Source organism: Marinobacter segnicrescens (assembly GCF_900111555.1).
Lineage (GTDB): Bacteria > Pseudomonadota > Gammaproteobacteria > Pseudomonadales > Oleiphilaceae > Marinobacter > Marinobacter segnicrescens.
In genome coordinates this window covers 151,676-164,198 of sequence record NZ_FOHZ01000001.1, presented here as the reverse complement: position 1 = coordinate 164,198, position 12,523 = coordinate 151,676, and the positions used below count along the sequence as shown (strand labels likewise).

12 protein-coding genes are annotated in these 12,523 nt (G+C 56.3%); 9 read left to right on the top strand and 3 right to left on the bottom strand.

The features are described from left to right. Nucleotides 1-168: 168 nt before the first annotated feature. On the bottom strand, nucleotides 169-846 hold the full coding sequence (locus BM036_RS00745) for a glutathione S-transferase family protein (protein ID WP_091848320.1): 678 nt from the start codon (nucleotides 844-846) through the stop codon (nucleotides 169-171). 134 nt (nucleotides 847-980) lie between these two features. Next, the gene (locus BM036_RS20035; RefSeq protein WP_177185955.1) at nucleotides 981-1,145 is read right to left on the bottom strand and encodes a hypothetical protein; all 165 of its coding nucleotides are present in this window, start codon (nucleotides 1,143-1,145) and stop codon (nucleotides 981-983) included. Nucleotides 1,146-1,357: 212 nt separating this feature from the next. Here BM036_RS20035 and BM036_RS00740 point away from each other — a divergent pair, with 212 nt between their 5' ends. From BM036_RS00740 to BM036_RS00725, 4 genes are all read left to right on the top strand, one after another. Beyond that, on the top strand, nucleotides 1,358-2,914 hold the full coding sequence (locus BM036_RS00740; protein ID WP_091848319.1) for a BCCT family transporter: 1,557 nt from the start codon (nucleotides 1,358-1,360) through the stop codon (nucleotides 2,912-2,914). Between the two features lie 152 nt (nucleotides 2,915-3,066). Next, nucleotides 3,067-4,428 carry a hypothetical protein gene (locus BM036_RS00735; RefSeq protein ID WP_143066550.1) on the top strand — a complete coding sequence of 454 codons (1,362 nt, stop codon included), beginning with the start codon at nucleotides 3,067-3,069 and terminating at the stop codon, nucleotides 4,426-4,428. Beyond that, on the top strand, nucleotides 4,421-4,972 hold the full coding sequence (locus BM036_RS00730; protein WP_091848317.1) for a GNAT family N-acetyltransferase: 552 nt from the start codon (nucleotides 4,421-4,423) through the stop codon (nucleotides 4,970-4,972). Before BM036_RS00735 ends, BM036_RS00730 begins: the two co-directional genes overlap by 8 nt. Before the next feature lie 132 nt (nucleotides 4,973-5,104). Next, on the top strand, nucleotides 5,105-5,428 hold the full coding sequence (locus tag BM036_RS00725; protein ID WP_091848316.1) for a thioredoxin family protein: 324 nt from the start codon (nucleotides 5,105-5,107) through the stop codon (nucleotides 5,426-5,428). A 107-nt stretch (nucleotides 5,429-5,535) separates the two neighbouring features. Here BM036_RS00725 and BM036_RS00720 read toward each other — a convergent pair whose 3' ends face one another. Beyond that, nucleotides 5,536-6,402 carry a sulfurtransferase gene (locus tag BM036_RS00720; protein ID WP_091848315.1) on the bottom strand — a complete coding sequence of 289 codons (867 nt, stop codon included), beginning with the start codon at nucleotides 6,400-6,402 and terminating at the stop codon, nucleotides 5,536-5,538. Nucleotides 6,403-6,769: 367 nt separating this feature from the next. Here BM036_RS00720 and BM036_RS00715 point away from each other — a divergent pair, with 367 nt between their 5' ends. The 5 genes from BM036_RS00715 to BM036_RS00695 all read left to right on the top strand — a co-directional run bounded on the left by BM036_RS00715 (nucleotide 6,770) and on the right by BM036_RS00695 (nucleotide 12,477). Further along, nucleotides 6,770-8,842, top strand: coding sequence for a putative bifunctional diguanylate cyclase/phosphodiesterase (locus BM036_RS00715; RefSeq protein ID WP_177185954.1), 2,073 nt, complete (start codon nucleotides 6,770-6,772; stop codon nucleotides 8,840-8,842). A 198-nt stretch (nucleotides 8,843-9,040) separates the two neighbouring features. Then, nucleotides 9,041-9,868 (top strand): MipA/OmpV family protein, encoded by an 828-nt coding sequence (locus BM036_RS00710; protein ID WP_091848313.1) that lies wholly within the window; start codon nucleotides 9,041-9,043, stop codon nucleotides 9,866-9,868. Between the two features lie 26 nt (nucleotides 9,869-9,894). Beyond that, entirely contained in the window at nucleotides 9,895-10,449 is a 555-nt protein-coding gene (locus BM036_RS00705) for a substrate binding domain-containing protein (protein ID WP_245742387.1), read from the top strand. A 140-nt stretch (nucleotides 10,450-10,589) separates the two neighbouring features. After that, nucleotides 10,590-11,222, top strand: coding sequence for an NAD(P)H-dependent oxidoreductase (locus BM036_RS00700; protein WP_091848312.1), 633 nt, complete (start codon nucleotides 10,590-10,592; stop codon nucleotides 11,220-11,222). A 283-nt stretch (nucleotides 11,223-11,505) separates the two neighbouring features. Beyond that, nucleotides 11,506-12,477, top strand: a complete 972-nt coding sequence (locus BM036_RS00695) for a transposase (RefSeq protein WP_091848311.1) — start codon at nucleotides 11,506-11,508, stop codon at nucleotides 12,475-12,477. Nucleotides 12,478-12,523: the final 46 nt, after the last annotated feature.

Below are 12,523 nucleotides of genomic sequence, written 5' to 3'. Positions count from 1 at the left end.
AGCCACAGCGTTTTCAAGTCAGCGTAGACCGCAATGAAACGAACGGCCAACGTCGACTTTTCACGACTATGACGAGTTTTGGGGGAGGGAAGGTGACCCGAGGCCCGGGCAAACTGCTCCGGGCGCCGGTGTGTGATTCAGGGGTGAAGAGGTCTGTGGCGGGGCGGTTCAGATTCCGTAGAGCGCCTTAAGGTGGGCCATGAACTGCGGCCTGTTCTTGGCAGCATCGGCCTGGACCTTCTGCACTGCCGGCCTTTGGGCCATGCGCTTGAAGTAGTCGTGTAGTCCCGGCACTTCAGCCAGTGGGTCACGGTCAAGGAATGCCTTGCCGACGTTACGCACGATGGGCAGGTTCAGAATCGCTGCAATATCCGCCACAGTAAACTTGTCGCCATAGGCAAACTGGTCAAACGAGGACAGTTTCGGCAGTGCTGCCGCAGCCTTGTCGAGACCGGTCTCCACTTCTTTCAGTACGGCAGGGTGCGGCTGTGTGCCCCCGAGGAGGTTCGGGATCAGGCGGCGGGCCACCAGCTCGAAATACAGTTCGATGAACTGCGACAGTTCCTGGACCTTGGCAACGTCAAACGGTGACTGGGGTATCAGGGAAGGCTCCGGGTAGGTGCGCTCGATGTATTCCAGAATGGGGCGGGATTCACTGATAAAACCTTTCGGTGTTTCCAGTGCCGGCACCTTGCCAAGCGGGCTCTTGTCCAGGTATTCCGGCTTGTACTTCGGGCCGACGCCGGTATAGGAAAGCACTTCCTCAAACTCGACACCTTTCTCCAGAAGGGCAAGCTTGGGCACGTTGTAGTAGTTGCTGGCAGAAAAACCGTGGAGTCGAATCATTGTTGTTCCATTGGTTGGTGGTGGGGCGTTGTTTTTTGGGTCAGTATAGGGGGTACGTCACCGCAAACACCACCCGTAAGTGTCTTTGCGACCAGCTCCAACCACGGGCGGCATAGCCCGGTTTTCCTTTACGGTTATTTATCCGTTCTAAGGTTGATTTGTTTTGACCCGGTGAGGGAGAGTTGCCCACTCTTGCCCTTGTCGACATATTCGATCGTTCCGCCAGACTTCAGAAAAGCAGCAGTCTGCTCTTCAATCATGGCTGTGGTTAACGTGGCCTTTACCGGTTTCTTGCTCATATTGTTCTCCCGATCGACGGTTGGCTTGTTTGCCACCGTCAAACACTCATTATATCGGAAATCGCAACAAATTGCTGGGCTGGTCGCTCGGGCAGTAATCCGTTGTGATGATAACGGGTGTCGGTTACTACGGACGCCGGGCTGGCCGGCATCCTGTGCAAAGTGGAGGCCTTTCCTGTAGGGTGCGCCGTTTTTCCTGAAGGCCTGACCCTATGACTGCTGAGTCCGTTCCCGCAACGGGAGCCAAATCCCGCCTCCTGACCGATAGTGATCCCGTGGTACTCACGCTGACCATCGGTTTTATCCTCCTGTTTGTTGGTGCCTCCGTGGTGGACAGTAACTACGTTGCCGGCCTGATTGGCAACGGTTTCACCTGGACCGCCAAATACCTGGGGTCGTTCTTCCAGGTATTGTTGCTGCTGACCTTCTTTATCGCCATTGGTACGGCTATGAGCCGTGCCGGCGCCGCCCGGCTTGGTGGGCTTGATAAGCCAGAAATCAGCCGCTTCCGCTGGTTATCGATGATCCTGTGCACCTTGCTGGCAGGTGGTGGTGTCTTCTTCGCCGCCGGCGAGCCGGTGTATCACTTTGTGGTATCACCACCTGCCTCCGGCGCTGAAGCCGGCACATCCGCGGCTGTGGCGCCAGCCATGGCCCAGTCGTTCACCCACTGGGGCTTCCTGGCCTGGGCCGTACTTGGGTCGCTGACGGCACTGGTGCTGTCCCGGGCACATTACGGCCAGGGCAAACCACTGCAGCCACGCACGCTGCTGTACCCGGTATTTGGGGAGAGCGTCATCCAGGGGCGTCTGGGTGGCGTAGTGGACGCTTTCTGTGTCATCGCCGTGGTGGCGGGCACCGTGGGACCGATCGGCTTCCTGGCAACACAGATGAGCTTTGGCCTGCATGAACTGTTCGGCGTTACCGATGGCTATGGTACCCAGTTGACCGTACTGGCGGTGCTGGCCGGGGTGTATATGACCTCTGCCATGAGTGGGCTGCACAAGGGTATCCAGCTGCTGAGTCGTTTCAACGTGCTGCTGGCCCTGGCCATCGCAGCAGTGATCCTTGTGTTCGGACCGACCCTGTTCCTGGTGAATACCTATACCCAGTCCATGGGTGAATATATGTCCTCATTCTTTGCCATGGCCACTATGACGTCGGAAACCGCTCCAGCCTGGTGGATGAAGTGGTGGACGGTGTTCTTCTTCGCCTGGTTTATCGGATACACCCCGCTGATGGCGGTGTTTGTCTCCCGGATCTCCCGGGGCCGGACAGTACGGGAGATGATCGTAGCGGTGGCCGTGTTAGCGCCGATAGCGACCACGATATGGTTCACCCTGCTGGGCGGCTCCGGCATCTACCACCAGCTGGCCGGCACCTTTGACCTGACCGAGGCACTGGGCAATTTTCAGTTTGATGTGGCGACCCTGACCGTAGCCCAGGCCCTGCCAGGTGGCACCTGGATGGCCGCTGCCATACTGCTGTTGACCACGATTTTCGTGGCCACCACGGGTGACTCCATGAGTTATTCCATAGCCATGGTTGGCGCCGGGCATGACGAGCCAAACCCCTGGATCCGGGTGTTCTGGGGCGGCGCGATGGCCCTGATGGCGGCAATCCTGTTGTACATGGGCGCCGGCCAGATCGGCGTGCTGCAGCAGTTTATTGTGCTGACCGCGATACCCGTTTCCCTGATCATCCTGCCGTCCCTGTGGACGGGGCCAAAAGCCGCGATGGCGATGGCACGGGAGCAGGGCGTCGCCTGATACCGGTTCAGGCATATCTGGTGCGATCCGGCAAGGCCACCCGTCTTAATTGGGGCCCTGTCGGTTGCCCGGTCAGAAGAAGCTGTTTATTCTTTTGAGAAGGCCCTGATCGGGCTGAATGAAAACGTACGATTTTACGTAACGAGGGGCTCATGGAGGAACTACGAGGATCCTTATTGTACTCGATCAGATACGACCTGGGTGGCTCGATTGTAGAAGAAGGAGTTCTAGACACATGTCTGGCTCGCATGAGGGAGGTGTTTCCTGATCTTCGTCCCAGACTTTCTGACCTTTCCGTTTTCAATTTCAGTTATCTCGCCCGGGCAGATCAGAAATACGTACTCGCAGAGGAAGAGATAATTTTCAAGGGACAGCATTGGCACTTGAGAACGGAGTTGGATCCAGCAGGTACACTTGGTTTCTGGCTGCAAAGCCCAAAGTACGAGGCGAAAGAACCTTGCGAACTAGCCAAAAGACTTCTTGGCTCACATCAGCAGTTCCTTGATGATAAAAACCTTGACTATCTGATCTATCTTTCGCGCAATGGTGAGGTCAGGGGAAGGTTGAGTTCGTTCGAGATTCCGGCAGATCGGGGTGAACTTGATTTTGGTCGTCGAGTGGACCAGATACTCTCACTGATCAGTGACCAGGTCGCCCAACGAAAGCGGTATAAGTTTCATGATTTTCGCCCGATCTTTCTATTAAGCGATGATGCGTTCGCCAGCGAAGAGACCCGAAATGCGTTGGTGTTCCTTGACCAAAACAGCGCCATAAAACAGGGTTGTGGTCTGAATAGCTCTGCAACGGATGAGCCCTTGCGCGGTTCGGAGGGGCGGTATGTTGCTAACACCTGGTCGTTTGTCGTTCGGGAGCAGTGCTGGACGAATGAACTGGAGCAGATGTTTTCCCACGCCCATTCGCACTGGTTCCAGATCCATGGCTCTATCTTCGAAATCAGGGACCTTGAGGCTTATATTGACAGAACGGTAATCAAGCGTCGTGAGCTCAATGTTGCTTATCTGCAAAGCTTCGGGAGATTTCTTGAGGCGCGTAAGAATGAGATGTTCTCCAGTATTTTTGCGGCACAGAATTCAGACTTTATCACCAAGAATGCACAGTATAGAGACGATCTTGAAATATTCATGACTGACTTCGGGATCGATAAACAGATCGGAATTCTGAAGGACTTCGCTGAAAGGATCAGTAATTATATTGTTGAGCAGAACAATTATTTGTCTCTGCTGGAAAGTCGGGCGCTCAACCGAAACACCAAAATGCTGGAAGTGCTTTTCTTGTTGAATACCGCAGCCGGGATTGCAGCATTTGCTCCGTCGATTTTCTCCAGCGACATTCAACCAGAGTTTGTTTTTGACCTTCCGCGTATGCTTGCCCTGCTGATACTGTTTGGATCTTTCATCTTCTACTTTGGGGTTATTTTCCTGGGGAGTCAGCTTAGCCGCCGAGAACAGGTCGCAGTTGCCAAAAAAGACTGGATGAAGATGATTGATGACTAACCGTGTTGCTACTGAAATTCAGTACCTGGAATGCCTAGCTCAGGATCCTGCTGCCTCTTCTGGAGTCTGGGATATCCTGAAGCTGGTTGATCAGGAGTTTGTTCCTCCCCTCTCTGCGCGCGAGGGCACGAAAGATGTGGTTTTCGGGAAAGATTCCAAGGTTATCGCAGAGCCACATCAATATTTTGCGACTATGAGCCAACAACCGGTATTTTTGGCCAGGATTGGGCCGGAAATTGCGGGCTTTCTGTCCTTCAGACGCGATTATCCCTATGACGCGGCCGCTTTCAGGTCATCGGCCTATGTCACCACCATTGCGGTGGCTCCAGCTTTTCGTGGCAGGGGTGTCGCCAACGCCTTGTATGAAGCCATTGAGGATTATGTAAGACAAGCCGAACCCAACGGCATCGTCAGTGTGAGGTCATGGTCTAGCAACTCATCGCATCTTCGTTTGCTGGAAAGTCGCGGTTACGAAACCAGGCTTCAGTTATCAGAGGATCGGGGGCCAGGAGTGGACACGGTTATTGTTGCTAAGGCAGTCTGAACGCTTTTTGTTGAAGCGATCAAGGTACCTGTAGTTGGCTGAACTGGTCTAACCGGCCAGGGGTCTAACTTTAGCTCAGGCAGCACCCACGAATTGACCCTGAGTCGGATGAGCTGATCAAGAGGGACAACCATGAGCTACGCCAGCCAATACAACGCGGACGCACCCAGTCGCGAAGAGATTGACCAGACACCGGGGCCGCTGGTGCTGGAGTTTGGAACCGGTTGGTGCGGTTTCTGCCAGGCCGCCCAGGCCGACATAGCAAAAGCCTTTGAGTCCCACCCGGAAACGCCCCACCTGAAAGTCGAAGACGGCAAAGGCCGCCGGCTGGGGCGGACCTTCGGGGTCAAGCTCTGGCCGACGATCGTCTTTCTGAGGGACGGGCAGGAGGTTGATCGGGTGGTGCGGCCCTCCAGTTACAGTGCTGTTGAGGCCGGGCTCGATCAGATCAGTTGAACGATCAGGGTAGGGGCGCTGGCTGAGACCAGCGCGTTATCCGCCCGGGTAATGCCCGTCACAAACGACTGATCTCATTGGTGCGCAAGAGCTTCACGGTTGCCTGGTCACGCGGCGGCGGAAGGCGCCAGCTCGATGGGCAGTGACTCATCGGCACTCCATTCGTACCAGCTGCCCAGGTAATTCCGCAGTCGGGTAAAGCCTGCCATTTTCAGGGCTGCAAAGGTGTTGGAGGCCCGTGATCCCTTGAAACAGTAAATGATGATGTCATCGTCCTTGTGAATGCCCTTTGCGGCCAGAATGTCGGTGATCTCGCTGGCGGATTTGAAGCTTGGAATGTCACTGTCATCCAGCAGCTCGTACCATTCCAGCCAGCGAGCTGTCGGAATCCGGCCCCGCCGGGGCGAATAGTCGACACCATCGGCGTCGTATGGGGAAGAACCTTCGCAGAACCACTCCCGGGCATCGCGGTTATCCAGCAGGACGACGCTGTCGTCTTCAATAGCGGCGAGCACATCATCCCTGGTGGCGATAATGTCGTTATTCACCATCACCTTGAAGTCGCTTGGCGCTACAGCAACCGTTCGGTTATCGGTGGCCAGGCCCGTTGCCTTCCAGCCGGCCAGGCCCTTGTCCAGGATGGCGGTATTATCATGCCCCAGATGATTGAGCAGCCACCAGCCGCGACAGGAACTCCCGAAGCGAGTGGTCAGGCCATCTTCGTAGAGCACCGCTTTCTGCCCCGGCCGGAGGCCGACGCCGGAAAGTATGTCCTCGAATTTCTGGTAGGTAGCACTGAGTTCATCCTCTGAGGTGGTTGTCAGATGGTAAAAGATATCCGGTACGTTGACGGCCCCCGGAATGTGTTCTGCGGCGTAATCGGCGGTATCCCGGACATCGATCAGAAGGATATCGTCGTTATTGTCGAGTGTGGCTTTGAGTTCAGTGGCGGTTAGTACGATGGATTCGGTCATGGTTCACTCCTGGAAGTCTGTCTGAGCCCGGGCAGGAAAGCATGTCGGACAGTCTGAATGCCTTGCTGACGGACAGTGCAGGTTCAGGTCTGCAATGGGTATGCCATTGACCGCCCGTCGGGAGAGACCCTGACGAAACATGGCCAGGCCCCTGGCCGACGCGGGGTGTGATGGGTGAGCGCCGTCAGCGGGACTTGTGCAGATCCGGGACGATCGCAATGACACTGTCAGACATTGTTCGCCACTTGAGCAAATCCCGGAATCTTGTATCCGTATAAGCAAAGTTTTAAATTGGCCTTAGAACAAAAAGAGCGAACGACATGAATGCGCATTGTCTGGCTGCATGCACACTGTGGCTGATGCACTGATGAGGCGGGAAGAAGAGCTGATCGCCCTGCTCGGGCAACTGCCCGTTGCCTGCATGCTACTGCGCGAGGCCGACCATACCGTGGTGGCCGTCAACCCGGCGTTCGAGGCGTTGTTCGGCTGGAGTGCTTCCCGCATGATCGGTCGTTCCTACGCTGAGCTGCCTTTATGGTCCAGTTCGCGGCAACGCGAGGATTTTCGCCGGCAACTGTTAACCAGCGGCCGCATTCAGCAACATGAAACCCACTTCCAATGCGGCGATGGCCAGACCAGACCCTGCCTGGCCTATGTCGAGCAGGTCCGCATCGGTGACCAGTTGTACCAACTGGCCACGGCCCACGACATGTCCGAGCGGAGCAACGCCAACCAGGAACTGAAGCAGAGCGAAGCCAAGTTTGCTGCCCTGTTCATTGACTCCCCCGAACCCTATGTACTGTTTTCCAAACGTACTGCAAAGATAATCGAGATCAACCACCGGTTTACCCAGGTGTTCGGCTACCAGTCACAGGATGTGATCGACAGGAATGCCAACGAATTCGGGTTCTGGCGGTATCCGGAAAAACGTCCGGCGGTCATCGACAAACTGATGCGCGAGGGTTGCCTGCGCAATGAGCCGGTTGACCTTGTCGCCAAGGATGGTCGCGTGCTGAACTGTGAGGTTTCCAGCAACTTCATCCTGGTCGGCGAGGAGTGGTGCACCCTGTCCAGCTTCAAGGATGTCACCGAGCAGAGAAGAATCGAGGCGCGCGTCAAGCATCAGGCTTATCACGATGCGCTGACGGATCTCCCCAACCGCCTGCTGCTACACGACCGACTGCAACAGTACCTGGCCCTCAGTGAGCGCCATGGCCTGAGTTGCGCGCTACTCTTCTTCGACCTGGACCATTTCAAGCGCGTCAACGACTCCCTCGGTCACGGCTGTGGCGATGCGGTCCTGCAGGAGGTAAGTCGCCGCCTGCAGGAGCGGGTGCGCAGGGCTGATACAGTCGCCCGCCTGGGCGGCGACGAATTCGTCATCCTGCTTACCGGCCTGTCCGGCAAGCCGGAACAGATTGCCGAGCAGGCGCGGGTCAGCGCGGCCGAACTGCTCGAGGTTGTGTCCGCCCCCATGCAAATCGAGGGTTACGGACTGCAACTGAGCTGCAGCATCGGTATTGCCCTGTCCTCAGAGCATGGCAACACTCCGGAAGACCTGCTAAAGCATGCCGATACCGCGCTGTATGGGGTGAAGGCCAGCGGACGCAACAACATCGCCTTTTTTGAGCCGCAGATGCAGGTGGCCGTCAGCCAGCGTCTGCAACTGGAAACCGAGTTGCGCAACGCGCTGCTGGAGGGGGAATTCCTGTTGCACTACCAGCCGCAGGTCGACGCCTGCACGCAGCGTATAACAGGCGCCGAGGCCTTGTTGCGCTGGCAGCACCCCGAAATGGGAATGATCGGTCCAGGCACCTTCATGCCTGTGCTCGAAGAGAGCGGCATGATCCTCGAAGCCGGCCACTGGGTCCTTGAGCAGGCCTGCGACTTCATAGCCCGGCTTCTCGACCAGCGGTTGATCGCCGCTGACCAGTTCTGCCTCTGTGTCAACATAAGCCCCCGGCAGTTTCGCCAGGCCAGCTTTGTTGCCCAGGTGGCAGCAGCCATTGCCCAAAAGCAGATACCCGTGCAGTGCCTGAAACTGGAAATCACCGAAAGCATCATGATCCACAACATATCCGACACGGTGGAGAAGATGAACGAGTTGCGGGACATGGGCATCCGTTTCGCGATTGACGATTTCGGGACCGGCTACTCATCGCTGAGCTATCTCAAGCGATTACCGGTAGACCTGCTCAAGATCGACCAGTCATTCATCGACGACTGTACCCATGATGGTAATGATGCCGAGATCGTCCGCGCTATTATCGCCATGGCCCGCAGCCTGAAGATGGAGCTGATTGCCGAGGGCGTGGAAACCGCTGAACAGCTGGCTTTTCTGAAGCAGCATGGGTGCCGAACCTATCAGGGTTACTACTTCAGCCGGGCTGTCAGCGAAGAAGCCTTCTGTGCACTGCTTGGTCCACCCGCGACCCGTTGATCGACCCCGAAGTAACCTGGGACGTTCGACTATTTTTCCAGGTGCCTGTCCCAAATACCCCAAATACACCGTTCGGTGTTCCGCCCAGACCGCGCCATTGGTCGCGGACGACGATTGACATATTTGATCGATTCATTCGCGCCACACGTATTCGTTACCGTGTTGTTCTTCATCAACTCATAGCCGAGCGGAACTCAAGTGAGAAAATTTACAGGCCTACTGCTGGCCATTTGCGCACCTGCATTCTTTATTCAAACCGCATTAGCACAGGAAGAAAAAACGGCGTTGGTGCCATTACCCTCGCTCGACGATTTCACGCGGGGTGAGGACGGCTGGGGCTTCGGCCTGGGCCTGGGTGTTGAATACGAATCTGCCTACGAAGGGTCGGATGAGTTCGACTTCGAAGTCAGTCCCGCTGGCGCGGTACAATGGCGCAAGGGCGATGATATCTTCTTCTGGGCCGGAGAAGTGTTGGGGTGGCGTGGTCTTCGGTCTGATACCTGGCTATTGCAGGCATCAGTAGGCTTCGAAGAGGGACGCGAAGAAGGCGATTCTGATGACGGTCGGCTGGACGGACTTGGCGATACAGACGAGGGCGTTGAATTCGTGCTGCAGGCACGTCGTGCGTTCGATGCTGACTGGCGTTATTGGTTGGATGGTCGAATTGTGACCGGTGAGACTGGAAACCTGGGTATTGTGGGGGTGGGTCGTCGCTTCGGTGAGCGGAACGATGGAACCGGCTCTGAACTTTCAATCGCGGCGGTATTTCACGATAGCGATCTCGCCAATGAACAGTTTGGCGTAGACCCAACCCAGGCTGCGGCATCAGGACTGGACGAGACTGAACTAAGCGGGGGCTTCCGCTCGATTGGCGTCAATTACAATTATCGTGCTTACATCAACGATAACTGGCAGATCTTCGGCGAAGCGCTCTATGAGCGCTATAGCAGCGATATTGCAGATAGCCCGATCACACGCAACAACTATGAAGCCGAAGTAGGTGTCGGGTTCATTTACGTCTTCTAGGCTGCTGAACGCCCTCGCTGGAGCATATGGATTCTGTAGCGAGGGTACCGGAGGACAAGCAATCGGGACGACGAAGCAATCGCGACGAGAAAATAAGTCTGTCCCGGTTTTCTACTATTCGTATTCGCAGCACCCTGGCGGATTCCAGCCTGTTGGCGAAACCGTTGAGGCAATCCCGTAACACTGTCTGCGCTGCGCCGGGCTACCTTAATCATTCGCCAGCCATCCACACACCCGCCGACCTGGCTGGACAAAACTGCCTGATGTTCAATCTCCACGACCGGCCGCGGGTATGGGAGTTGGGCGACGAAGAGGTTGTAGTGAGCGGCAATTACCGTACCGACAGCAGTCTGGCCATTCGCCAGAGCCTGCTCAACGGCGCGGGCGTGGGTTTGGTGCCGCGCTTTCTGGTGCAACAGGAACTGGATAACGGGGCACTGGTGGCCTTACTGCCTGAATACCCACCCAAGCCCTACACCCTGTTCGCGTTGTTTCCCCCGGGGCGCAAACAGCCCACCAAAGTGCGACTTTTGCTGGAACACCTTGATGAGCACCTCGGTGATGAACCGTATTGGGAATGAGCCGTTGCGATGACTCGGTGACCGCGCTTGCGTGATTGTTTCCATTTTGGAAAAAGTATTCTTCAATGCTCACTATTTTTCGATGGATAACTGTTCCCTAGAGTGATCAGCAACACGTCACGACTATGGGAGTCATCACTATGAATATTCACCAAGCCCTGGACTGGCGCTACGCCGTCCGCGAATTTTCGCCGGAAAAACTCGATACCCGTACCGTAGAAACACTCCTGGATGCGGCCCGGAAAAGTGCGTCGTCATACGGTTTGCAGCCCTACAAGCTCCTTGTGGTGGAGAGCAGGGCGGTGAGGCAAGCATTGCTGGCGCACTCTTTTGGCCAGAAAAAGGTGTTGGACTGCTCGCACCTGATCATTTTTGCAGCGCAGACAGAGATTGGCGACCACACCGTCGATCGCTACGTGGACCAGTTCGAGAAGGCTCGCGGTGTGCCTGCAAGCGACATCGCGGGCTATGTGGAGCATATGAAACAGGCGCTGGCGGGTAAAACGCCGGCCGAGAAACAAGCCTGGGCGCACCAGCAAGCCTACATTGCACTGGGCACCCTACTGACCGCTGCCGCCACCATGCAGATCGACAGCTGCCCCATGACCGGATTCGACCACAAAGCGTACGATGAGGTACTGGGACTGGCGAAGCTTGGACTGGAAAGTACCGCTATCGTAGCACTGGGTTATCGCAGTGTCTGGGATACCGCAGCCCGGTTACCAAAGGTCCGGTTTGATTATGAGGAAATTGTGCTGACCATTCAGGGGTAGGTTACCGTACCAAAACGAGCGCCAGCTTCAGATACCTGGCGCTCGTAAATGGCTCACGCTTTCCCCGGCGTGATGGCCTGATTTTTAACCGCCCTTTTGAGCAGAGGTTAAGTTACCTGTAGCAGCCTGGATGGGGGTGTGGTGCCGCAATGCCTGTCTATATCGATTCTGTTGAAGAGGCTTTTGGCGGATCGCGGCCATATCCCGTCGCCAATGACGATATTGAGCAGTACAGGAAATTGCCCGATAGTTACCGGCAGGCCAACCACTGGAAAGGAATTCCATGCCCCGTCCCCGAGAGCAGCTCGTCGCGGTCAGCGACACTCCCTACTATCACGTAGTTTCACGCTGCGTCCGCAGAACCTTCCTGTGCGGTTATGACCGGGAAACCGGCACGGATTACGAGCACCGGCGCCAGTGGATTGAAGAGCGAGCCAGGTTGCTGTCCTCCCTGTTCGCCATTGATCTGTGCGCCTACGCAGTCATGTCCAACCACTACCACCTGGTGGTCAAGCTGTGCCCTGAGCAGAGTGAAGCCTGGACGGACGACGACGTACTGGAACGTTGGTGCAGCCTATATAAAGGCCCGCTCATCGTTCAGCGTTACCTGAAAGGGGAGCGCCTGATGGAGGCCGAACGCCGGTTTCTCGAACGCACGGTCAGCGTCTACAGAACCCGCCTCACAGACCTGAGCTGGTTCATGAAGTGCCTGAACGAACCCATCGCTCGCGAAGCCAACCGGGAAGACGGCTGTACCGGCCATTTCTGGGAATCACGTTTTAAGTCACAAGCACTCCTGACCGAGCAGGCCTTACTCAGCTGCATGGCCTACGTAGATCTGAATCCAGTGAGAGCCGCCATGGCCGAAACACCGGAATCCTCGGACCACACCAGCATCAAGGAAAGGCTGGCACCGCAGATTAATCTTGCGCAGGCGATCCAGAACCAGTTGGACTCCGGCTACCTGCGCCAGTTTCCGGTTTCCCTGAAGCCGCTACTGAACTTTGAGGGCAGCGAGCGGAATGGTGTTCAGCGAGGGATTCTGTTCAGCTTGAGAGACTACCTGGAACTGGTGGACTACACAGGCCGCCTCATCCATCCCGCCAAAAGGGGCACTATCCCAGCGCATACCCCACCGATTCTGGCCCGCCTGGGCCTCACACCCGATGAATGGTTGCAAGAAGCCTGTGAATTCGAGGCCCGCTACGCCCGGAACCAGAGGGCAGAGCAGGGCAGGCGACGACGAGCGGCATAACGAACCCACCCTCCAAGGCAAAATGTCGAGACTGGTCACAACCAGG